Below are 23,229 nucleotides of genomic sequence, written 5' to 3' on the forward strand. Positions count from 1 at the left end.
GACGCACCACCCGCGTACCCGTCGCGCCTGGTCCGCCGACCACCCCGTCCGCACGGTCGATCCCGCGCCGGACGGTTCCCGGCGACGCCGTACGCGCCCGCGGACCGGGCCCCGTCCCGTCGTCCCCCTGCTCAGAGTCCGGGCCCGAGCAGGGTGAACGGGGCGGGGCCCGCACACCGCCAACTCCCACCCATGAGGAGATAACGTGCGACCCCCAGACATCCGCCATCGGCGGCCGGCGCTCGTCGCCGCGGCCGCCACCCTCGTACTCGTCGGCGCCGCCGCCGCCCAGACGGGTGCCTCCGCGGCCGCCGCCGGCTGCCAGGTCACCTACACGGTCAACTCCCAGTGGCAGGACGGCTTCGGCGCCAACGTCACCATCACCAACGTGGGCGACGCCATCAACGGGTGGCGGCTGACCTGGAACTTCACCGCCGGCCAGACCGTCACCCAGCTCTGGAACGGCAGCTTCACCCAGGCCGGCGCCCAGGTGAGCGTCACCAACGCCGCCTACAACGGCAGCATCGGAACCAACGGCAGCACCAGCTTCGGCTTCAACGGCAGTTGGACCGGCAGCAACCCGACGCCGACCTCCTTCGCCCTCAACGGCGTCACCTGCAACGGCGTGGTGGACCCGACGACGCCCCCGCCCACGACGCCCCCGCCCACCACGCCGCCTCCCACCACCCCGCCACCGACGACGCCGCCACCCACCACACCACCGCCCACCACTCCCCCACCGAGCACGACACTGCCCTGCGACATCTACGCGGCGGGCGGCACGCCCTGCGTCGCGGCGCACAGCACCACCCGCGCCCTGTACGCCTCGTACAACGGCTCGCTCTACCAGGTACGCCGATCCTCGGACAACACCACCCGTGCCATCGGCGTCCTCAGCGCGGGCGGACGCGCCAACTCCGCCACCCAGGACAGCTTCTGCGCGAACACCACGTGCGTCATCACGGTCATCTACGACCAGTCGGGGCGTGGCAACAACCTCGGCTACCAGGGGGCCGGCGGCATCGGCGGCGCCGTACAACCGGCGGTCGCGACCAGGGAGTCGTTGACGGTCGGCGGAAACAAGGTCTACTCGCTCTACATCAACGGCAACAGCAGCTACTGGCGGGACGGTCACCTGACCGGCGTGCCGACCGGCGCCGCGCCCGAGGGCATGTACATGGTGACCAGCGGCACCCACGTCAACAGCGGCTGCTGCTTCGACTACGGCAACAGCGAGACGACCCGCCGGGCCGACGGCGCGGGCGCGATGGACGCGATCTACTTCGGCACCAGTTGCTGGTTCGGCGGCTGCTCCGGCTCCGGCCCCTGGGTGCAGGCCGACCTGGAGTACGGCCTCTACCCCGGCGGTAGCAGCTCCTGGAACAGCAACCAGCGGGCCTTCACCAGCAAGTTCGTCACCGCCACCCTGAAGAACAACGGCACCTCACGCTTCGCCATCAAGGGCAGCAACGCACAGTCCGGCGGCCTCTACACCCTCTATGACGGGTCGCTGCCACGCGGGTACAGCCCGATGAGGAAGCAGGGCGCGATCATCCTCGGCAGCGGCGGGGACTGCTGCATCGACAACTCCAACCAGAGCGTCGGCACGTTCTACGAGGGCGCGATGGTGGCGGGCTACCCCTCCGACGCGGCCGAGAACGCGGTGCAGGCGAACATCGTCGCGGCCGGCTACCGCTGAGAGCGCGTGACCGCCGGGTGGCCCGACCCGGGGATGTCCCGGGCCGGGCCACACCGGTGGTTCAGGCCGCGTTCGGGCTCACCACCATCGGGTACGCCTCAACCGCGCGTCCACTTCTGACCGTTGCCGCCGTTGCAGGTCGCGAGCACCACCTGGGTGCTGTTGGCGGTTCCACCGGCGTTCGGCGCGAGGCACAGTCCGGACTGCACACCGGTGACGGAGCCGTCGGTGTTGAGGTTCCACTGCTGGTTCGCGCCCCCGGTGCAGTCCCAGATGATCACCCGGGTTCCCGCCGTCGTCGCGGCGCCCTCGGCGTCCAGGCACTTCGTCCCGTACACCTGGAGTTGCCGGCCCGCCGTCGAGGCCCACTGCTGGTTCGCGCCGCCGTTGCAGTCCCACAACGCCACCTGGGTGCCGTTCGTGCGTGACTGCGCCGGGACGTCCAGGCAGCGGCCGGCGGCGGAGTTGCGCAACGCCCCGGTCGTACCGCCCGGGGGCGGCGTCGTCGGAGGCGGCGTCGTGCCGCTGGTGGTGTCGAAGCCGAGGAAGCGGATGGCCTGCGCGGCGTCGAACGGGATCGAGTGCCCGTACCCCTGGAAGCTGATCGCCTCGACCGGCGCGGTGCCGCCGGTGCCGCCGTACCGCGTCCTGGTGGCGCTGGCCTGCGGGTAGTCGGTGTAGCTGGGGGTCTGGGACACGCCCTGCACGTTGGTCCACTGCTTGATCTGCTCGCCGAAGTTGACGTAGCTCAACGTGGTGTCCGTGGTGCCGTGCCAGATCTGGAAACGGGGGCGCTTGCCGGTGTAGCCGGGGTACGCGTTGCGCACCAGATCGCCCCACTGCTGTGCGGTCTTCACGATCCGCCCACCGGAGCACTCGCTGTTCCACTCCGCGCCGTTGGTGGTCGCGAAGCAACCGAACGGGACGCCGGAGGAGCTGACGCCGGCGTTGAACAGGTCGGGGTAGAGGCCGACCATCACGTTGGTCATCATGGCACCCGAGGAGAAGCCGGCGACACCGATGCGGTCCGGGTCGACCGGGTAGCGACTCCGGACGTAGTCGACCATCGACTTGAGGCCGACCGGGTCGCTGCCGCCGTCGCGGCGCAGGGCCTGCGGGGAGGAGACGTCCCAGCACTTGCTGCTCCGGGTCACGGACGGGTAGATGACGATGTAGCCGTAGCGGTCGGCCAGCGAGCTGAGCCCGAAGCCGGTGTGCACGGCCGGGCCGCTGCCGGTGCAGTAGTGCAGGGCGAGCAGGAGAGCCGGACGCGTCGCGACCCGGTCCGGCACGTACAGGTGCATCTGCAGGTTCGTCGGGTTCGTGCCGAAGTTGGTCACCTGGGTGAGGGTCGCGGCCGACGCCGGGGTGGCGACCGTGACCACGGCCGTCATCGTCGCCAGAGCCGTCGCCAACGCGGCGGCCAGCAGTGCGAACCTTGTTCTCATGGGCGGATCCTTCTCGATTCGGTGGCAGCGGGGGTGGTGGGGTGCCGCGCGGGAAGGACGTCCGGGACGGTCATCCGGGGAGACGTCCACGCGGGCGCGCGGCATCGGCCGCGCGGGTGACCGGCGGCTGCTGGCAGGTCCTGATGCGTCGTCCGCATGCCCTGGGGACGTCGGGACTGCGAGGGTCCGAAGCGGATGGCTCGCCCGGTGAGCCGTGGATCCTGTCGCCCCGACATCGACTGTGAGCGATAACATGCCGTTCGTCAAGCCGTGACGAATGACGTCTGACGACCGCCTGCGGACACCCCGCGCCGGAGAGTCCGTGCGGGTGTGAGCCCGCGCGGCGACGCCGATCGGCGGCAGGCATCATGTCGGCGTGAACTCAACCCTCGCCGCTCTGCTCGGCTCCGCGATCACCGCTTTCGCCTCACTCCTCGTCGTGTGGGTGCACAGCCGGGTCAAGCGGCGCCAGCGCGAGCGGGCCGAGCTTCAGCGGGCGTACGTCCTGGTCCTGTCCGGCGCCCTTCGCCTCGCCCACAAGGCCGAGGCGTTGCGGCAGACCAGGTACTGGCGCTCCGGCCTGCCGGAGGCGGGCAACGGTCTGCTCGGCGGGCACAAGCCGCTGGGGCCGATGGCGTTGCACGACTGGCTGACCCGGGACATGACCACGGTGGAGGCCGCCTGGTCGGAGATCTGGACGCGCGCGGACCAGGACGGTGTCGCCCTGGCCAACGGGCTGATGACCGCGTTCAACGCGGTGCTGGCCGCCGCGCTCCAGGCCAGCGGCAGCGAGCCGTTCGAGGCGTCCGACGAGATGACCATCGCCAGCCGCCGCCTGGGCGAGGCACGCCGGCATCTCGCCCTGCACGCCCGCCGCGTCGTCAAGCTGGGCCCGCGCGACATCGACCTGTTCACCGAACGCGAGTACGGGGTTCCCGTGGGCTGACGTCCCGCGCGGTCGTCGCCGCCGGGTCGCCGGGTCGCCCGGCGACCGGCGGCACCGACGCGGGCAGCGCCAGGTGGACGACGCCGAGCATCGCCGCCGCCACCACAGCGTCGAGCCAGTAGTGGTTGCCGGTGGCCACGACGACGAGCATGGTGACGAGCGGGTGGGTCAGCCACAGCCACCGTAGGCGTCCACGGGTCACCGCGACGAGCGCGACGGCGACGGCCAGCGCCCACCCGACGTGCAGGGACGGCATGGCCGCGTACTGGTTGCTGAGCGCGTCGGTGTCGGGCGGCCCGTAGACGGAGGGCCCGTACCGGCTGCCGGTGTCCACCATGGTCGTCAGCGCGGTCAGCCGGGGTGGCGCCAGCGGGACCACGACGTGCACTGCCAGGGCCGCCGCGGTGAGCACGGCGAGCGTACGGCGGGTGCGCAGGTAGCGCGCCGGGTGCCGCAGGTAGAGCCAGACCAGGGTGAGGGCCGTGGCCGGGAAGTGCACGTACGCGTAGTAGCCGTTGGCCAGGTGCGCCAGCAGGGTGTGCGAGAGCACGGGGTGCTGAACGACGGCCTCGTCGGGCAGGCGCAGCAACCGCTCCAGGCGCCAGACCGACTCGCCGTTGGCCAGCGCGCTGGACACCCGACCGGCCACCACCATCCGCGCCCCTTTGTAGAGGAGGAACAGCGTGGCGACCAGCAGTAGCTCCCGCACGGCACGGCGCGCCGGAGCGGCCCGCCGGTCGGGCGTGACCGGCCTCGACGCCGTCAGCTCGGCGATTCCCACAGGCGTCTCGATTCAGTCTCTCTCAAGCAGGGGCCGCCACCGTCCGTGACGGTGGCGGCCCCTGGTTCTTGTGCTCTGGAGAGGTCAGCGCCGCTCGGGCGCCCCCTTCGCCGTGGAATCGGCTGCGACCTGGTCGAACGCGGGCGCTCCGTCGACCGCGTCGGCGGCCACCGCCGTCGACGTGGCGGCGTCCGGCAGGTCGAGGCTGGTCCGCAGGGTGACCGGCCGGAGCAGGAGCGCGGCGATGATGCCGACCACCCCGATGGCCGCGGAGATGAGGAAGATGTGGCCGGTGGCGTCGCCGTACGCGGCCCGCACGATGTGCTGAACTCCGTCGGGCAGCGCGGTGATGTTGAGGTTGCTGTCGCCACCGCTGCCGGAGGTGGGGATCCCGGCGGCGGACAGGTCGCGCGTGATCTGGTCGGTGACCCGGTGGGCCAGCACGGCGCCGAGCACCGAGACGCCGACGGCGCCGCCGAGCGACCGGAAGAACGCGACGCTGGAGCTGGCCGCGCCGATGTCCTTGAGGGCCACCGTGTTCTGGACGGCCAGGACGAGGTTCTGCATGGTCATGCCGACGCCGGTGCCGACGATGAACATGCCGACGCCGACGAGCACCAGGGACGTCTCGTGGTCGATGGTGCCGAGCAGGCCGAACCCGATGACCAGGGTGATCGAGCCGGCGACGATGTACGGCTTGATCCGCCCGGTCCGGGTGATCAGCCGGCCGGCGACGATCGAGGAGCCGAGGACTCCGGCCATCAACGGGATGGTGAGCAGGCCGGCCTCCGTCGGGCTGTAACCCCGGCCGATCTGGAAGTACTGGCCGAGGAAGACCGCGCCACCGAACATGGCCATGCCGACCGCGAGGCTGCCCAGGATGGCCAGGGCGGTGGTGCGCTCACGCACGATGGCGAGCGGGACGACCGGTTCGGCCGCGCGCGACTCGACCCAGACCGCGAGGGCGAGCAGGAGGAGCGAGCCGGCCACCATGGCCGCGCTCTGCCACGAGACCCAGGCGAACGAGCTGTCGACGAAGGAGATCCAGATCAGCAACACGCTCACGCCGGCGGCGATCAGGCTCGCGCCCAGGTAGTCGATCTTGACGTTGTCCCGCCGGAAGGTCGGCAGGTGCAGGGTCACCTGGAGCAGGATCAGCGCGACGACGGCGACCGGCACGCCCACGAAGAAGCACCAGCGCCAGCCGAGCCAGGACGTGTCGACGATGAGGCCACCGAGCAGCGGGCCACCGACGGTCGCCACCGCCATGACGCCGCCGAGGTAGCCGTTGTAGCGGCCCCGCTCGCGCGGCGGGATCATGGCGGCGATCGCCACCTGGACCAGTGCCTGCAGGCCGCCGACGCCGACGCCCTGGAACGCGCGGGCCGCGATGAGCTGGCCGGCGCTCTGCGAGAAGCCGGCGATGACGGAGCCCAACAGGAACACCACGATGGCGACCTGGATGAGGAGCTTCTTGCTGAACAGGTCGGCGAGCTTGCCCCAGATCGGGGTGGTGGCCGTCGCCGTGAGCAGGGTCGCGGTGACCACCCAGGTGTACTGGGTCTGGGAGCCGTTCAGCGCGCCAATGATCTTGGGGAGCGCGGTCGAGACGACCGTGCTGCTCAACATCGCGACGAAGAGCACCAGCAGCAGGCCGCTGAGCGCCTCGAGGGTCTGCCGATGGCTCATCGGCTCGGCGCCGGGCGTGGTGGTGGGTGCGCTCATCGCGCGACCTCCCGCTTGTCGTGGGGTTCCGGAACGACAACCAGGCGTACGGCATCCGCACAGCCGAGTTGGTTGCCTCACGCAAGCATCTACCGATCTTGCCCATTCGGCAAGTTTGCCCATTGAGAAGCCGCTCACTCGACGTACGCTGACGACGATGGACGAGATCACCGGCCTGCGGGAGCGCAAGAAGGCGGCCACCCGCCTGGCCCTGCACGAGTCAGCCCTGCGCCTCGCGGCCGAGCAGGGCCCCGACAGCGTGACCGTCGAGGCGATCGCCGACGCCGCCAACGTCTCCCGGCGGACGTTCTCGAACTACTTCTCGAACAAGGAGGAGGCGCTCTTCTACGGCGATACCGTGCGCCTGCGTCGCCTGTTGCAGTTGGTGCGTGAACGGCCGGGCGGCGAGCCGCCGTGGACCGTGCTGGGCCGGGCGGCCGAACACTTCACCGCGGAGTCGTCGCGCGACCGCGACCACGACTGGCTGACCAGACGCCGGCAGTTGCGCGGGCACCCGGGCCTGGCCGCACACCAGGTGACGGCGTACACCGCGATCGAGCGCGACTTGGCGGCCGAGCTCGCGCATCGCCTCACCGGCGCCGAGGCGGCGCTGCGCGCCCGCCTGCTGACCGCGACCTTCCTGGCCGCCCTGCGCGTCGCCATGCAGCACTGGATGGACCACCCGGGCCGCGACCTGCTGGAGATCGTACGAATCGCGCTGAGCGAGGTCGGACCCCCGCCGGCCGTGCGGCCGGCGGGGGACTCGACGTCCTGATCGTCGTCAGCGGTAGCCGGCGCTCACCACGTTGGACTGGACCGCGTTCTCGGTCGCATCGGACGGGTAGCCCGCAACCATGGCGCCCTCGTAGAACGTGCCGGCGCTGAGGTTCGCGCCGCCGTCGGGCTTGCAGCAGTCGCCGCCGCTGCCCAGGATGATCGCGCCCTGCTTCTTCATCGGGCTGTAGCCGGACGGCAGCGAGCCGTCCCACAGCGTGTAGAGGCTGCCCGACTGCGCGTCGCTGCCCTTCATGGCGAAGCGGGACGTGCCGTTGTTCTTCAGCGTCGCCGTGACGAACTTGCTGGTGAACGCCCGCTGGTTCGGGTTCCACGAGCTGCTGCCACCCGGGAACAGACCCCACTCCAGGTCGGCCTGCACCCACGGGCCGCTGCCCGAGCAACCGCCGAACCAGCACTGCTTGCCGAAGTTGATGGCGTCCATCGCCCCGGCGGCGTCGGCCTTGCGCGTCGTCTCGCTGTTGCCGTAGTCGAAGCAGCAGCCGCTGTTGACGTGGGTGCCGCTGGTCACCATGTACATGCCCTCGGGCGCGGCGCCGGTCGGCACGCCGGTCAGGTGACCGTCCCGCCAGTAGCTGTTGCCCGGGTTGATGTAGAGCGAGTACGCCTTGGCGCCGCCCACCGTCAGAGACTCCGTGGTGGCGGTGGCCGGCCTGCTCTGCGGCGAGCCCGGAACCACGCTCGACCCCTGGTACCAGAGGTCGTTGCCGCGCCCGGACTGGTCGAAGACCACCGTGATCACGCACGTCGTGCCGGCGCAGAACGAGTCCTGCGTCGCCGCGTTGGCGGTGCCGCCCGTACCGGTCAGCCCGATGTTGCGGGTCGTGTTGTCCGACGAGCGCCGGACCTGGTAGAGGTTGCCGGCGTACGTCCCGTAGAGGGCCCGCGTCGTGCTGTGGGCCGCCACGCACGGGGTGCCGCCGGAGGCGTAGATGTCACACGGGCGCGCGCCGCCCGGCGGCGGGGTGGTCGGCGGGGCGGAGGTCGGCGGGACGCTGGTCGGCGGCGTGCTCGGTGAGGCCCACTGCTGGTTGGCGCCACCGTTGCAGGCCCAGAGAATGATCTTCGTGCCGTTCGCGGTGCCGGCGCCGTTGGCGTCGAGACACAGCCCCGACTGCACTCCGGTGATCGTGCCGTTGCTGTTCACGTTCCACTGCTGGTTGGTCTGGCCGTTGCAGTCCCAGATGATCGCCTGGGTGCCGTTGGTGGTGCCGCGGCCGGAGGCGTCCAGGCACTTGTTGCCGTACACCGAAAGCTGCTTGCTCGACGTCCAGGTCCAGGTCTGGCCGGCCGCGCCGGTGCAGTCCCACAGCTGGGTCTGGGTGCCGTTGGCGGTGCCGGAGTTGGGGACCTCAAGGCACCGGCCCGAGGCCGCGCCGACGATGGTGGTGCTCTGTCCCGGCGCGATGGCCGCCGCCATCGCCGCGGCCTCCGCGGCGGACGACGAGGCACCGGCCGTGGCGCCGACGGTGACGAGGACGAGGGCGCCGGCCAACGCGCCGGCCAGCATGGCCAGGCGCCCGGGGCGACGTCTCGGGATGGGATCGCGGGCCAGGCCGGGCCCGGTGGGGGACGGGGTACGCACAGGGTGGCTCCTGGAGAGTCGTGGCAGCGCACGGGGTGTGCCGACGCGCCGCAGGGGTGGTGGCGGGGCGGGCGAATCGATTCGTAGCGATGGTAGGAGCGGATTTTGATCAGTGTCAATGAAAGCCCGGTCGGCGGGAATCCGGCGGTGGCCACCCGTGCCGGCGGCCACCGCCGGGGTTCACGCGCGTCGGCTACCGACCCCAGATACGCCAGGTCTGGTTCAACGGACTGCCCTGGCCGACCGCGTTGCAGGGCCACTGGATGACCGGCGCGCGGGCCGCCGTGGAAACCCCGTTGACGTCGACGCACTTGCCACTGTGCCGGGCCACGAGTTGGTAGTCGTGCGCATCGTTGCCGGAGTAGGTCACCTTCCGGAGGGCGAACTGCTGGTTCGTCGCGTTCTGGCAGGTCCGCTGGACCACCGCGGCGGAGTTGGCGGTGGAAGCGCCGCTGACGTCGAGACACTTGCCGCTCTGCTGGTTGACCACCGTGTACGTGTTGGCCACGCCGGCGACCGGCCGGAAGTTCCAGAGCTGCTGGTCACCGCCCTCGCAGTAGAACTGCTGCTGCGCGTTGCCGTCAGCCGTGCTCAGGTTGGTGTTGTCCAGGCACTGCTGCGAGTGCTGGGCCACCGCCACCGACTGGAAGCCCGCCTCGGAGGGCGGCAGCAGGGTCACCGTGTACGTGTCGTTCTGGTTGCCGTACGGCAGGTTCACCGTGGCGTTGTTGTTGGACAGGTTGACGACGGTGTTCGAGACCGTGACGGGCCCCTGCACCGCGCCACCGTTGTTGTACGGGATGCGCTGCGTGAGCACCCGCACCTGGTTGTTCTGCACCACGCCGCTCGTCGCGTCGAGACGTTGCAGGTTGACGGCCAGGTTTCCGGTCGTACGACCGCCGCCGACCAGGACCTTCGCCACCCCGCTCGCCTTCGTGGCGTACGCATCGTAGGACTGGCTGCCGGTCACCGCCACGATCTCCCCGGCCTGGGAGGCGTAGTAGCGGTAGACCCACCACTCCCCCTTGGGCTGGTGCTGACCGGCCGAGTTGCGGACCAACAGGTTGCCGAGGTCGTTGTGCAGGTTGCCGGCGCTGGCCCAGTTGGCCCGCAGACCGTCCGCCCCGGCCCGTTCCAGGCGCGAGATGTACCAGGCGCCGTCGGCCGGGTTCTGCTCGTTGGACGCCCCGTACTCGTTGATCTGGTACGGGCGGGGATGCGGGATGCCGCGCGGATCGAGGGTGGCGTTGGCGGCCGCGACGTTGGCGACCGGATCACCCGGCAGGGAGTGCCAGCTGATGATGTCCGGCACGGTGTTCGTCGAGCGGACGAAGTCGAGGTACTGGTTCCAGAACGCGTGCGAGGTCGACGGCACGCAGGCGCAGCTCGGCCCGACGATGAGCTGGTTGGGGAACTCCGTGCGGAGCCGCTGGTACGTGCGTCGCCAGAGTTCGAGGTACTGGGAGATCGGCCGGTTCCAGAAGATGGTGATGTTGGGTTCGTTCCAGATGTCCCACTGCACGGTCAGCCCGGACGCCCGGACGTCGCCGATGACCCGGTTCAGGAAGTTGTCGTAGTCGGTCCAGTTGCCGTTGTCGCCGGGAAAGCGCGAGATGCCGGCACCGTCGGCGCCCCACAGGTCGTGGGGCAGCAGGATGAACTGCCCGCCGAGGGCGACGGTCCGGCGGGCCTGGGCGACTGTGGCGTTCCAGCGGCGGTCGTAGTTTCCGCCGACCCAGCCGCTGCCGGGCAGTTGCGCGCCGCCGGCCCGCATGTAGCGGAAGTTGACGTCGCGGTAGAAGTGGTCGGGTGGGCCGCTGGCGTTCTCGGTCATGCCGTAGATCCAGCCGGACGCACGGTAGGTCGGTGTGCCGGTGGTCGTGGAGAAGTTCACGCTTATCGACTCGTCGGCGGCCTGGGCGGGGGACGCGGCGACGGTGACGGCCGTGCTGGCGGCGAGCAGGCCGACGGCGAGTCGGGCGACGAGCGCGCGCGCTCGGTCGGGCCTGCTGCGGGACGGGGTGTTCACGGGCGGCTCCTTGGTGGGGCGCGGGGGACGCTCTCCGGAGGGCTGCGCTTGCGAATCGATTCGCTCGGATCGTAGGTCGGAGACTCACTCATGTCAATGAAGTGACGGCCCGGTAAAGCCGGTGTTTCCCGGCGCTCCTCGGGAGGGCTGCCGGCCGACTCTTGACCACCGAACGCGGACGGTCCTATCTTCGTGCGAACCGGTTCGTCGAATCGGTTCGCCTCATGGTCGGACCCGGTCCGGCCCGCGACGGTCAACCCACGACCCCACCACCCGATCGAGTTGAAGTGAGGCAGCACATGACACGACTCAACCGACGGCGGCGACTGGCCGCCGTGGCCGTGATAGCACTCGCCGCCGTGACGACCAGCGCCTGCTCGTCGTCGTCCGGAGGCTCCGGCAACGACGACGGTGGCGGCGGCGCCTACCTCGTCTGGGACCCGTACCCCCAGTTCGCCGACGACTCCGACTGGGTCGCCCTGCTCAAGAAGTGCGGAACCTCGGCGGGTGTGACGGTCGAGCGGACCGGCTACGACACCACCGACCTGACCAACAAGGCGCTGCTCGCGGCCCAGCAGGGCAACTCGCCGGACGTGCTGATCGTCGACAACCCGGTCATCTCGACCCTGGCCGAGGCCGGCGCGCTCACCACGACCGAGGAGAACAAGCTGGACACGTCGAGCATGGAGAAGAACCTGCTCGGCGCCGGCCAGAGCGCGGGCAAGACGTACGGCGTGCCGATCGGCGCCAACACGCTCGCGCTCTACTACAACAAGGACGTGCTGACCGCCGCCGGGGTCGACCCGGCCTCGGTCACCGACTGGCCGTCGCTGACCACGGCGCTCACGAAGGTCAAGGCCAAGGGCAAGAAGGGCATCACCTTCTCCGCGATCGGCACCGAGGAGGGCAGCTTCCAGTTCCTGCCCTGGTTCTGGGGCTCGGGCGCGCAGTTGACCAGCCTGGACTCGCCACAGGCGGTCTCCGCGCTGACGCTGTGGACCGACTGGCTGAAGCAGGGGCTGGCCCCGAACTCCGTCATCAACAACACCCAGACCACGAGCTGGCAGGAGTTCGCCACCGGCGACTTCGCGTTCGCCGAGAACGGCACATGGCAGCTCGCGAACGCCGAGAAGCTGGGCTTCTCGTACGGCACCATCGCGATTCCGGCCAGCGCGGGTGGGCCGGCCCCGGCGCCGACCGGTGGTGAGTTCGTCTCCATCCCGGTGCAGCGCAAGACCGGCCGGTACGCGACGTCGCAGAAGCTCGTCACCTGCCTGACCAGCGCCGACAACCTCCTGACCACCGACACCACGCTCTCCTACGTCGCGCCGGTGGCCGCCGTGCAGGACCGGCAGGCCACCGAGAACCCCAAGCTCAAGGTCTGGGTCGAGGCGGTCCGGGCGGCCAAGGGTCGCACCGGCGACAACCTCGGCACGAAGTACCCGAAGATCTCCGAGCCCCTGTGGAGCGCCGTGCAGGCGGCTCTGAGCGGTGGGAAGTCCCCGCAGGAGGCGCTGACCGCCGCCCAGGCCACGGCCTCGAGCAAGTAAGCGCGCCGAATCGACGACATGACCCCCACGACGCAGACCTCCACCACCACGCGGGGCCACGGTGGGGCGGCCGACGCCGCCCCACCCGGGCCCCCCGCGCCCCGTACCCGTCGACCCGGCCGCTGGCTGGCGTGGTGCTTCCTGGCGCCGACGGTCGTCTACCTGCTGGCCTTCTACGCCTACCCGCTCTACCGCAACGTCGAGCTGAGCCTGCGCGAATACACCGTCCGGTCCTTCGTGCAGGGTGGCGCGCCCTTCGCCGGCCTGGACAACTACCGCACGGTCCTGACCGATCCGACGTTCTGGCCGACGTTGACGCACACCCTGGTGTTCACCGGCGCGTCGCTCGTCTTCCAGTTCGGCATCGGCATGGCCCTGGCGCTCTTCTTCCGCCAGCACTTCCCGCTGTCGGGCACCCTGCGGGCGCTGATCCTCGTACCGTGGCTGCTGCCGCTGATCGTGTCCGCCTCGACCTGGTCATGGCTGCTCAACAGCGACTCGGGCCTGGTCAACGCCGCGCTCGGCGTCGTGGGGATCGATCCGGTCAACTGGCTCACGTCGCCGACCTGGTCGCTCACCTCGGTGATCATCGCCAACATCTGGATCGGGATCCCCTTCAACCTGGTCGTGCTCTACAGCGGCCTTCAGGCGATCCCGGTCGAGGTGTACGAGGCGTCCGCGCTCGACGGCGCGACCGGCTGGCAACGGTTCTGGTCGATCACGTTCCCGCTGCTGCGCCCGGTCTCCGCGATCACGCTGCTGCTCGGCCTGATCTACACGCTGAAGGTCTTCGACATTATCTGGATCATGACCAAGGGTGGCCCCAGCGGCTCCTCCGCCACGCTCGCCACCTGGTCCTACCGTCTCGGCTTCGGCAACCTGCTGCCCGAGTTCGGGCCGGGCGCGGCCGTCGGCAACCTGCTCATCGTGCTGGCGCTGGTCGCCGGGCTCGTCTACATCCGGTTCCAACGGAGGCAGCACCTACGATGACCACGTCACCGCGTCGAGTCTGGTGGAAGACCCTCGTCGGCCTGGCGCTGACCGGGCTGATGCTCTTCCCCGTCTACTGGATGATCAACGTGTCGTTCACCCGGGACCAGGACATGCGGGCCAGTCCGCCGCACCTGTTCCCGACGAACGGCACGCTGGACGGCTACCGGGCCGTCCTCGACCAGCAGCTCCCCTACCTCGGCACCAGCTTCGTGGTCGGGCTCGGGACGGTGGCGCTGACGGTGGCGCTCGCCGCCCCCGCCGGGTACGCGCTCGCGAAGCTGCGCCCGCCCGGCGGCCCGGTGCTGAGCTTCCTGCTGCTGATCGCCCAGATGATCCCCGGGATCATCATGGCGATGGGCTTCTACGCCATCTACCTCACCCTCGGCGTCCTGAACACGCTGCCCGGCCTGATCCTGGCCGACACCACCCTCGCGGTGCCGTTCGCCGTACTGATCTTCACCGCCTTCATGTCGGGCATCCCCGACGAGCTGCTCCAGGCCGCCGTGGTCGACGGCGCGGGACAGCTGCGCACCTTCTGGTCGATCGTGCTGCCGGTCAGCCGCAACTCGATCGTCACGGTGTCGCTGTTCGCGTTCCTGTGGTCCTGGTCGGACTTCATCTTCGCCTCGACCCTCTCCGGCGGCGGCGACCACCAACCGATCACCCTCGGGATCTACCACTACATCGGCAACAACAACCAGCAGTGGAACGCCATCATGGCCACCGCTGTGGTCGCCTCCGTCCCCGCGGCCGTCCTGCTGATCCTGGCTCAGCGGTACGTCTCGATGGGCGTGACCGCCGGCGCCGTCAAGGACTGACCACCCGCACCACAGAAAGGCAGCCGCCACCCATGACCGTCGCCCCGTCCGGTCCGGAGTTCGCCATCCAGGACATCCCGTTCAGCTACCGGGGGTCCTGGCTCAACATCTCCCCCGTGGTCGCCGAGAAGACGTACGCCGACGACCTGCACCTGGTGTCGCACCAGACCGGGCTGCACCCGGTGCTACGCCTCTGCCCCGGCGCCCCGGACGCCACCGTCGTCGCCACGCCCGCGCTGCTGACCTGGCGTGCCGGTCCCGGTCGGGTCGAGGCCGTCTTCGACGGACCGGACACCCTGCGGATCCGGGGCCGGCAGCTCGGCCTGCGGATCGCCGCGGCGGCGGACACCCTCACCCCGTTCAGCGGCAGCTACCTCTACCGCGACCCGGTCGACGGCTCCCACGTGTTCACCTCGTACGAGACCGGGCGCCGCTACCGGGTCACGGTCCTGGCCGGCGCGCTGCGCCGCGCCGACGGCGTGGAGGCGCTCGGCACCGCCGACCGGTCCCTGGACCTCGCCGGTGACGAGCCGTGGGAGATCGCCGTCGAGGAGTACGCCACCGCGCGCCGGCCCTACGCCACGGCCGTCGCCTTCGACCAGCTGTGCCATGACCGGAGCGCCGAGTTCGCCGCGTTCGTCGACGCGGTCGCGCCGTGGCGTGGCGAGGACACCCCGGCCGCCGAACTGGCCGCGTACGTGCTGTGGTCCGCCACCGTCGACCCGGCGGGCTTCGTCACCCGGCCCGCCGTCCTGATGTCCAAGCACTGGATGGACAAGGTGTGGAGCTGGGACCACTGCTTCAACGCGATCGCCCTGGCGGCCGGCGAGCCGGAGCTGGCCTGGCACCAGTTCCACCTGCCCTTCGACCACCAGGACGCCGCGGGTGCCCTCCCCGACTCGGTCACCCACTCCGAGGTCCTGCACAACTACGTCAAACCTCCCATCCACGGCTGGGCGCTGCGGCACCTGCGCCGACGTCTCCCCCACCCACCGGAGCGGACGGCGCTCGCGCAGACGTACGACCGGCTGGCCCGGTGGACCGGGTTCTGGCTGGACGCGCGCCGCGCACCCGGTGCGGACCTGCCGCACTACCAGCACGGCAACGACAGCGGCTGGGACAACGCCACCACGTTCGACGACCACCGGGTCCTTGAGACCGCCGACCTGGCCGCGTTCCTCGTCTCGCAGTTGGACTGCCTGGCCGACCTCGCCGCCGAGTTGGGCGAAGCGGCCGACCGGTGGACCCGCGAGGCCGACCGGATCCGTACGGCGATGCTCCGGGATCTGTGGGACGGTGAGCGTTTCGCCGCCCGCAGCCCGCACACCGGGCAGCGGCGGACCAGCCGCAGCCTGCTCGACCTGATGCCGATCGCGCTCGGCGCCGACCTGCCCACCCCGATCGCCGACGCGCTGGCCCGGGGCGTCGAGGCCCACCTCACCACCCACGGACTGGCGACCGAGCCGACGGACTCGGCCCACTACCTCGCCGACGGCTACTGGCGGGGCCCGATCTGGGCGCCCTCCACGGTGCTGGTCGAGGACGGCCTGCGGCGGGCCGGGCACACCGCGATCGCCGACGACATCAGCCAGCGCTTCCTCGCGCTCTGCGAGAAATCGGGTTTCGCGGAGAACTTCGACGCCGAGACCGGCGCGGGGCTGCGCGACCGCGCGTACACCTGGACCGCCAGCAGCTACCTCATCCTCGCCGCCGCCCAGCAGGAGCGCCGGGCCGCGCGGCGCTGACCGGGCCAGCATGGTCACGCGCGGCCAGCATGGTCACGCGCGGCCGCCGTGTTCGCGCGTGGCCGGCGTGGTCGCTCGGCCGGCGGGAGCGGAGCGGATCAGCGGGCCCGGACCGGGCCCGTGCTGGACCGCAGTGAGATGGGTGGGCTGTACAGGCGGTGCCGCGGCACGCTGCCGGGGGCCGCGATGATCTCCAGCAGCAGCGACACCGCCTCCGCGCCCATGTCCCGCATGGGTACGTCCGCGGCGGTCAGCGGCGGCCGGAAGTCCTCCGCCCAGTGCTGGGCGGCGACGCCGGTGACGGAGAAGTCCGTCGGTACCGCCAGCCCGGCGGCGGTCAGCGCGCGCTGCATCCCGGGCAGCGCCGCCTCGTTGATGGTGGCCACCGCCGTGACCTCCGGATGCGTGACGAGCAACTGCTCCACGCAGGCTTCGCCGGAGGCGGTGTCGTCGCCGCAGCAGACGTCGATGCCGGCGAGGCCCCGCTCGGCCACCGCCGCCTGGAAACCGGCCAGGGCGCGGTGGCTGGGGCCGTAACCCGCCGCCACCAGCTCGGCGGAGCGGTTCACCAGGGCCACGTGGCGGTGCCCCAGGTCGGCCAGGTGGTGCACGCAGCGTGCGATCAACCCGGCGTAGTCGATGTCGACCCAGCTCATGCCGTGTGCCTCGGCCGTGCGGCCGATCGTGACGAACGGCAGACCTGTGCGAGCCAGCCGGGTCACCCGGTCGTCCTCCAACCGGATCTCCATCAGCACGACGCCGTCGACGCGACGCCCGCTGACGATCCGCTCGAACGAGCGGTCGTGGTCGCCTCCCGACGGGGACAGCAGCACGTCGAGGTCGTGTCGGGCGGCGGCCTCGACGACGCTGGCGACGAAGCCCAACTGCATGTCGGTCAACCGTTGGCTGGCCGGTGGGATCACCAGCCCGAGGGTGCGCGTACGCCCCTCCTTCAGCGCGCGGGCGCTGGCGTTCGGCCGGTAGTCCAGCTCGTCGATGACCGCCTGGATCCGCTGCCGGGTCGCCTCCGACACCGTCCGCTTGCCGCTGAGCACGTACGAGACCGTGCTGCGGGACACCCCCGCCCGACGGGCGATCTCCCCGATGTTCATCCGCCGCCCTCGAATCGACTGCTGCCCCGACGGGGACGCGCCTGCTCCGGTTTCCGAGCATAAGCGCACGGCGAGCGGACCCGGACGCCCCGCCCGCCCCCGCCCCGGCACACCGGCCCCGAGCCGGTCAGGAATCAAGAAGCTCACGGGCGCCGTCCGGGCCTAGCCTTTTCGCAGGTGGCCGGCACGACGCCGAACCACGACGAGCGAGAGGGAGCCCGACATGTCCGCGAAGTCCTCCACGACCGATTCCGACGGCTTCAGCGCGGAGGAGCGCGCCGCGATGAAGGAGCGTGCCGCAGAGCTGCGCGCCGAGGGCAAGAAGGGTGCCAAGAAGGCCGACGGGTTGCAGGCGGTCCTCGACCGGATCGCGCAGATGGCGCCGGACGACCGCGCGCTCGCCGAGCGGGTGCACGTGGCGGTCACCACCGCCGCGCCGGAGCTGTCGCCGAAGACGTGGTACGGGATGCCCGCGTACGCGAACGCCGCCGACAAGATCGTCGTCTTCTTCCAGGACTCCGGCAAGTTCAACTACCGGTACTCGACGCTGGGCTTCCAGGATCCGGCCAACCTCGACGACGGCGACCTCTGGCCGGTGTCGTACGCCCTGCGCGCGTGGAGCCCCGAGGTGGAGAAGCGGATCGTCGAGCTGGTGCGCGCAGCGGTCTCCTGAGCCACGCTCCGGTGCCCTTGCGCGCGACGGCGATGATCGCCAGGTGTCGTTCTGGGAATTCGTCACGGACGTCGGCCTACCGCTGATCGTCGTCGTCTGCGCCGCGGGCATCGCGGTCAGCGCGTTCACCGAACCGCCGCAGGAATTCCCCTGGCCGCGCGGCTGGGAGTGGGCGTGGGTCGTCGGGGTGTGGTTCATGGTGAGCGGCGAGGCGGCGTTCGGCACCGACCGACCGTGGTCGGAGCGCGCCTGGAAGGGCGCCGCTGCCCTGCTCAGCGCGGTGGCCTTCCTGGTCGCCGCCGGGCGACGGTGGTGGTGCCGCAGGCGGGCCCGAGGGACGGGCGGCGACGCGGCGGGGTAGCCAGGCGGGGTGACACGCCCGGCCCGCCGTCGGCGCGGAGCCGACGGCGGGCGGGAACGCGCCGGTCAGGTGGTCGTGCAGGTGATGTCGGTCGGCGGGTTGTTGGTCCCCGTCGAGGTGGCCAGGAAGCCGAACGTGGTGGAGCCACCGGCCGGCAACGACCCGTTGTAGTCCACGTTCGTCACCCGCACACTCGCGCCGCTCTGGGTGTGTGTGCCGCCCCAGATCTGGCTGATCACCTGGCCGTTGGGGAAGGTCCAGGAGACCGTCCAGCCACGGATCGCCGTCGCGCCGGCGGTCACCGTGACCGAGCCCTGGAACCCGCCCGACCAGGCGTTCGTCACCGTGTACGTCGCCCGCGCGCCGGACGGCGAGGGTGTGCTCGACACGGTCGGCGTGGGCGTCGGGATCGGGCTCGGTGTGTCCGTCGGACTCGGGGTCGGCGAGCCGGTGGGCGAGGGCGTGCTGCTCAGCGTCGGTGACGGTGTCACACCGGGCCGCGCCGCGCGGTAGGTGTGACCGGCGCGGACGGCGAGTTGCACGACGTCCGTCTCGGGTCGGGTGGTGCTGGGTGTGCTGCCGTCGGCGACGTCGACGAGCGTGAAGGACCCGGTGAAGAGGCGGGCGCGCAGGCGTACGGTGCCGTCCCGGTCGGCGCGGACGCTGATCTCGTCGGCCTGCCCACTGGTCCAGGCCACGCCGACGGTGTACCCACCCCGCCCGCGCAGGCCCGCGACCTGGCCGGTGGGCCAGGCGCTCGGCAGCGCGGGGAGCAGGTGCAGCTCGCCGTTGTGGCTGTGCAGCAGCATCTCGGCGACGCCGGACGTCGCGCCGAAGTTGCCGTCGATCTGGAACGGTGGGTGCAGGTCGAACATGTTCGGCGCGAGCCGGTCGGTGCGTACGAGGTCCTTCAGGAGCTTGTAGGCGCGGGTTCCGTCCTCCAGCCGGGCCCAGTAATTGATCTTCCAGGCGAGGGACCAGCCGGTCCCGTCGTCGCCGCGCAGTTCCAGCGTCCGGCGGGCGGCTTCGTAGAGCTGCGGGGTGCCGCGCTTGGTGATCTGGTTGCTCGGATGCAGGCCGTACAGGTGGGAGACGTGCCGGTGGTTGCGTTCGGTCTCGACCCAGTCGGCGAGCCACTCCTGCACGTTGCCACGGGAGCCGACCTTCGTCGGGGCCAGCCGGTCCCGGGCCGTCCGCACCTGGGAGCGGAACGTGGTGTCCACGCCCAGCACCTCGCTGGCCCGGGCCACGGCGTCGAACAGGTCCCGCAGGATCTGGTTGTCCATCGTGGGGCCGGCGCAGACGCTGGCGTTCGAGTGGTGCGGCAACTCCGGCGAGTTCGACGGGTTGGTGACCAGGTAACCGAGCGACGGGTGGGCGACCAGGGTGTCGAGGAAGAACTGGGCCGCGCCCTTGAGCGCCGGATAGTTGGCCGCCAGGAAACCGGCGTCGCCGGTGAACAGGTAGTGCTCCCAGATCAGCGTGGAGAGCCAGGCCCCGCCGGTCTGCCACATTCCCCACAGCGCCCCGTCGACGACCGAGGCGCCCCGCCACGCGTCGGTGTTGTGGTGGGTGACCCAGCCACCCGCGCCGTACTGCGCCTGGGCGACGCGGGCGCCGGTGGCCGTCAAATCTTTGATCATGTCGAAGACCGGCAGGAAACACTCGGCCAGGTTCGTGGTGTCGGCGGGCCAGTAGTTCATCGGCAGGTTGGCGTTGATCGTGTACTTCGAGTCCCACGGCGGCGTCATCGAGTCGTTCCAGATGCCCTGCAGGTTCGCCGGTTGCGTGCCCGGACGCGAGGAGGAGATCAGCAGGTACCGGCCGAACTGGAACAGCAGGGCCGAGAACTGCGGATCGTTGGTGCTCCCGTGCTGGGCGATCCGCACGTCGGTAGGCTGGTCCGCCGCTGCCGTCCGCCCGAGGTCGATGGTCACCCGGTTGAACAGGGCCTGGTAGTCGGCGAGATGTCGGCTGCGGAGCTGGTCGTAGCTCGCCCCGCGGGCGGCGCTGAGGCGGGTACGCGCGATGCCCTGGTAGTCGCCGTTGACCGTGCGGTAGTTGACGTAGCTGGACCCGATCGAGATCAGGACGGTCGCGCTCGTGGCCCCGGAGACGCGCAGGGTGCCACCCGAACTGCTGACCGTCCCGCCCGTCACGGCGGCGTAGGCCAGCGCGAGGAAACGCACCGACCCGTTGACGCCCTCCATGGCTCCGGAGATGCCGTCGACCGCGATCGTGGCGGCGTCGGGGCTCGACATCGTCGTGCGCTGTGGGCTGTCGAAGGTGGCGTTGAACGTGATCGAGTTGGCGCGGTCGGCGGTCAACCGGAGCACGATCACCCCGTCGGGCGCGCTGGCGAACACCTCGCGCTGGTATCGGACGCCGTTGAGCACGTACGTGGTGGTGACGGTGGCGGTGGTCAGGTCGAGTGTCCGGTTGTACTGCGACGCGCCGCTGGCGGAACCGAAGGCGAGACGCAGGTTGCCCACCGGCTGGTAGGCGAGCTGACCGCCCGGGTTCCCCATCATCGTCTGGTTGATCAGGTCCTGCGCCGACGTCCACTGGTCGGCGAAGACCCGCCGCCGGATCTCGGCGAGGTTGGCCGCGCCCCGGGTGTTGGCCGAGTCGTACGGGCCGCCGGCCCAGACGGTGTCCTCGTTGAGTTGCAGCCGTTCGGTGTCGACGTTGCCGAACACCATCGCGCCGAGACGCCCGTTGCCGATCGGCAGCGCGCGGAGCCAGTCGGTGCCCGCCGGCTCGTCGTACCACAGAGCCATGTCGTTGGCGGCGAGCACCTGCGGCGGCGCGACCGAGCCGGCGCGGGCGACGGCGGACCACGCGACCGGCAGCAGGGCGGCGCCCGCGCCCACGGCACCGGCGCGCAGCACGTTTCTTCGAGTCACTTCGGACATGGTCTCTCCAATCTGCGCAGGCCAGATACCTCACGCAGGTGGGGACGGCGCCGCTGGAGACGCCGCCGGAATTGGCACGATGGCGGGGACGTGCCCACGGCCGGGTTGCCGTTCGAGTCCTGGCGGGGACGGTCGGCGGCGGCCGGGACGCGTGGTGGGCGCTCGCTGTTAGCGTTAACAGGCGCGGCCCGCTCGCACCCTCTGGCAACGTTCACAGCCGAGACCCGACGCACCGGGCTCCCGGCGGCGCGCCATACATCCTCCATAGACCTTCGTAGATGACGACGCTGCTCGTCAATAGATGACGGCCATGTTTCGGATCGGCGCGCAGGGGCGCGCCCACGGCGGGCCGCCTGGACACCTTGCCATCGACGTAGCTCGTTCGTAGCATCCAGAGCCACGATGTTATCGCGAACAAACCGCGACATCCCGGCACCGACCGCCCGGAGGTGGCAACTGTGTCCTCAGGCTCGTCGGCCGTTGCGGGCTACCACAACCCGGTCGTACCCGGCTTCTACCCCGACCCGAGCGTCTGCCGGGTCGGCGAGGACTACTACCTCGTCTGCTCAAGCTTCGAGTACTTCCCCGGGGTGCCGCTCCTGCACAGCCGGGACCTGGTCCACTGGCGACAGATCGGTAACGTCCTCGACCGTGCCAGCCAGTTGGAGATCCCGCCCGACGCCGACGCGTCCGGCGGCATCTTCGCGCCGACCATCCGCCACCACGACGGCCGCTTCTGGGTGATCACCACCAACGTCAGCCTCGGCCGGCATCTCATTGTCACCGCGACGGATCCCACCGGTCCATGGTCGGAGCCGGTCTACCTCGACCTGCCGCACGTCGACCCGTCCCTGGCCTGGGACGATGACGGCGACTGCTGGCTGACGACCTCGGGAGTGGACGGCTACCGGATCGACCCGGACACGGGCCGGGTGCGGGAGGGTCCGATCGCGCTCTGGTCCGGCAACGGAGGGCAGTACCCGGAGGCGCCGCACCTGTACCGGATCGGCGAATGGTGGTACCTGCTGCTTTCCGAGGGCGGCACGCACACCGGTCACGCTGTCTCGGTCGCCCGGTCCCGCAGCCCTCGGGGGCCGTTCGAGCCCGCGCCGACCAATCCGATCCTCACCCACCGGAGCACAGACCTCCCCGTCCAGGCGGCCGGACACGCCGACCTGGTGCAGGCCACGGACGGCAGTTGGTGGATGATCCTGCTCGGCATCCGGCCGAAGGGCCAGTGGCCGCCCTTTCACGTGCTCGGGCGCGAGACGTTCCTCGTGCCGGTCCGCTGGGTCGACGGCTGGCCCGTTGTCGACCCCGTCCGAGAGATCACCGCCGCACCCGCCGGCAGCCCGCCGGCCCTGGCCGCCCCACCCGACCCCTGCGCGCACCGCGACGACTTCGACACGACCAGCCTCGCGCCCGGGTGGGTCTCACCCCGCTCCCGTCCCGACGCGGCCTGGTCGTTGACCGAGCGGCCTGGATGGCTCACCCTGCACGCCACCGGCACGACGCTGGACCACGCCGGCGCGACGATCGTGGCGGCCCGCCAACGCCACCATGACTGCCGCGCCAGCGTGCGGGTGGATCCGGGCGGCGGCACGGCCGGGCTCACCCTGCGCATCGACGAGGCGCACCACTACGATCTCGAGGTCCAGGACGCCGTCGTCCGCGTCGTCGGCCGGGTGGGACCGTTCCGGCAGGTCTTCGCGACGCTCGACGTACCCCGTGGCCCGCTCATCCTGACCATCGCCACCCGGACCCACGATCTCTACCCGCCGACCGTGACGTCCGCCGCCGGCCTCGCCGCCACCGACGAACCCTTCGGGGTACGCGCCGCCACCAGCGACATGATCACGTTCGAGGTGGAGACCGCGGACGGCCACGTACTACTGGCCGAACTCGACGGACGCTACCTCTCCACCGAGGTCGCCGGCGGCTTCACCGGTCGGGTCATCGGCATGTACGTGACCGACGGCGTCGCGGCCTTCGACTGGTTCGACTACCGGCCGGCGGCGCGTTCGCCCGGCTGAACGACCGCTGCCGCGACCGTA

At 70.9% G+C, this 23,229-nt stretch carries 17 protein-coding genes; 10 read left to right on the forward strand and 7 right to left on the reverse strand.

All coding sequences use genetic code 11. The annotated features are described in order from the left end of the window. Positions 1-205 precede the first annotated feature (205 nt). Entirely contained in the window at positions 206-1,699 is a 1,494-nt protein-coding gene (locus ACIA3K_RS17280; RefSeq protein WP_396802099.1) for an arabinofuranosidase catalytic domain-containing protein, read from the forward strand. A 98-nt stretch (positions 1,700-1,797) separates the two neighbouring features. Here ACIA3K_RS17280 and ACIA3K_RS17285 read toward each other — a convergent pair whose 3' ends face one another. After that, on the reverse strand, positions 1,798-3,147 hold the full coding sequence (locus ACIA3K_RS17285; RefSeq protein WP_396802101.1) for a PHB depolymerase family esterase: 1,350 nt from the start codon (positions 3,145-3,147) through the stop codon (positions 1,798-1,800). A 376-nt stretch (positions 3,148-3,523) separates the two neighbouring features. Here ACIA3K_RS17285 and ACIA3K_RS17290 point away from each other — a divergent pair, with 376 nt between their 5' ends. After that, on the forward strand, positions 3,524-4,093 hold the full coding sequence (locus tag ACIA3K_RS17290) for a hypothetical protein (RefSeq protein WP_396802103.1): 570 nt from the start codon (positions 3,524-3,526) through the stop codon (positions 4,091-4,093). On the opposite strand, the gene ACIA3K_RS17295 is transcribed toward ACIA3K_RS17290, so the two are convergent. Both ACIA3K_RS17295 and ACIA3K_RS17300 read right to left on the reverse strand, forming a co-directional pair. Then, complete coding sequence (locus ACIA3K_RS17295; protein WP_396802105.1) at positions 4,059-4,874, reverse strand: phosphatase PAP2 family protein; 816 nt, start codon at positions 4,872-4,874, stop codon at positions 4,059-4,061. The genes ACIA3K_RS17290 and ACIA3K_RS17295 overlap by 35 nt on opposite strands. A gap of 84 nt (positions 4,875-4,958) precedes the next feature. Further along, positions 4,959-6,599: an MDR family MFS transporter gene (locus tag ACIA3K_RS17300; protein WP_396802106.1), complete on the reverse strand. Its 1,641-nt coding sequence runs from the start codon at positions 6,597-6,599 to the stop codon at positions 4,959-4,961. Between the two features lie 157 nt (positions 6,600-6,756). Here ACIA3K_RS17300 and ACIA3K_RS17305 point away from each other — a divergent pair, with 157 nt between their 5' ends. Further along, complete coding sequence (locus tag ACIA3K_RS17305; protein ID WP_396802108.1) at positions 6,757-7,374, forward strand: TetR family transcriptional regulator; 618 nt, start codon at positions 6,757-6,759, stop codon at positions 7,372-7,374. A 6-nt stretch (positions 7,375-7,380) separates the two neighbouring features. Here ACIA3K_RS17305 and ACIA3K_RS17310 read toward each other — a convergent pair whose 3' ends face one another. Both ACIA3K_RS17310 and ACIA3K_RS17315 read right to left on the reverse strand, forming a co-directional pair. Further along, positions 7,381-8,979, reverse strand: coding sequence for an arabinofuranosidase catalytic domain-containing protein (locus ACIA3K_RS17310; protein WP_396802110.1), 1,599 nt, complete (start codon positions 8,977-8,979; stop codon positions 7,381-7,383). Positions 8,980-9,172: 193 nt separating this feature from the next. After that, positions 9,173-11,008, reverse strand: a complete 1,836-nt coding sequence (locus tag ACIA3K_RS17315; RefSeq protein ID WP_396802111.1) for an RICIN domain-containing protein — start codon at positions 11,006-11,008, stop codon at positions 9,173-9,175. A gap of 299 nt (positions 11,009-11,307) precedes the next feature. On the opposite strand from ACIA3K_RS17315, the gene ACIA3K_RS17320 reads away from it, so the two are divergent. The 4 genes from ACIA3K_RS17320 to ACIA3K_RS17335 are packed head-to-tail and all read left to right on the forward strand — an operon-like array spanning position 11,308 to position 16,114. Next, positions 11,308-12,558 carry an extracellular solute-binding protein gene (locus ACIA3K_RS17320; protein WP_396802112.1) on the forward strand — a complete coding sequence of 417 codons (1,251 nt, stop codon included), beginning with the start codon at positions 11,308-11,310 and terminating at the stop codon, positions 12,556-12,558. Between the two features lie 18 nt (positions 12,559-12,576). Then, positions 12,577-13,548, forward strand: a complete 972-nt coding sequence (locus ACIA3K_RS17325; protein ID WP_396802113.1) for a carbohydrate ABC transporter permease — start codon at positions 12,577-12,579, stop codon at positions 13,546-13,548. Continuing rightward, the gene (locus tag ACIA3K_RS17330) at positions 13,545-14,369 is read left to right on the forward strand and encodes a carbohydrate ABC transporter permease (protein ID WP_396802115.1); all 825 of its coding nucleotides are present in this window, start codon (positions 13,545-13,547) and stop codon (positions 14,367-14,369) included. The genes ACIA3K_RS17325 and ACIA3K_RS17330 overlap by 4 nt, the downstream gene beginning before the upstream one ends. Before the next feature lie 32 nt (positions 14,370-14,401). Then, positions 14,402-16,114, forward strand: coding sequence for an amylo-alpha-1,6-glucosidase (locus ACIA3K_RS17335; RefSeq protein WP_396802116.1), 1,713 nt, complete (start codon positions 14,402-14,404; stop codon positions 16,112-16,114). Between the two features lie 98 nt (positions 16,115-16,212). On the opposite strand, the gene ACIA3K_RS17340 is transcribed toward ACIA3K_RS17335, so the two are convergent. Beyond that, a complete protein-coding gene (locus ACIA3K_RS17340) occupies positions 16,213-17,226 on the reverse strand; it encodes a LacI family DNA-binding transcriptional regulator (protein WP_396802117.1) in 1,014 nt (337 codons plus the stop codon). Between the two features lie 223 nt (positions 17,227-17,449). Between ACIA3K_RS17340 and ACIA3K_RS17345 the strand changes: the two genes are divergently transcribed. Next, positions 17,450-17,899, forward strand: a complete 450-nt coding sequence (locus ACIA3K_RS17345; protein ID WP_396802119.1) for an iron chaperone — start codon at positions 17,450-17,452, stop codon at positions 17,897-17,899. A gap of 43 nt (positions 17,900-17,942) precedes the next feature. Next, the gene (locus ACIA3K_RS17350; RefSeq protein ID WP_396802121.1) at positions 17,943-18,260 is read left to right on the forward strand and encodes a hypothetical protein; all 318 of its coding nucleotides are present in this window, start codon (positions 17,943-17,945) and stop codon (positions 18,258-18,260) included. A gap of 65 nt (positions 18,261-18,325) precedes the next feature. Here ACIA3K_RS17350 and ACIA3K_RS17355 read toward each other — a convergent pair whose 3' ends face one another. Continuing rightward, positions 18,326-21,175: a glycosyl hydrolase family 95 catalytic domain-containing protein gene (locus ACIA3K_RS17355; RefSeq protein ID WP_396802122.1), complete on the reverse strand. Its 2,850-nt coding sequence runs from the start codon at positions 21,173-21,175 to the stop codon at positions 18,326-18,328. Positions 21,176-21,633: 458 nt separating this feature from the next. Between ACIA3K_RS17355 and ACIA3K_RS17360 the strand changes: the two genes are divergently transcribed. Then, positions 21,634-23,208: a glycoside hydrolase family 43 protein gene (locus tag ACIA3K_RS17360; RefSeq protein ID WP_396802124.1), complete on the forward strand. Its 1,575-nt coding sequence runs from the start codon at positions 21,634-21,636 to the stop codon at positions 23,206-23,208. Positions 23,209-23,229 lie beyond the last annotated feature (21 nt).

Origin of the sequence: Micromonospora sp. NPDC051543 (assembly GCF_044454415.1) — a bacterium.
Classification (GTDB): domain Bacteria; phylum Actinomycetota; class Actinomycetes; order Mycobacteriales; family Micromonosporaceae; genus Micromonospora.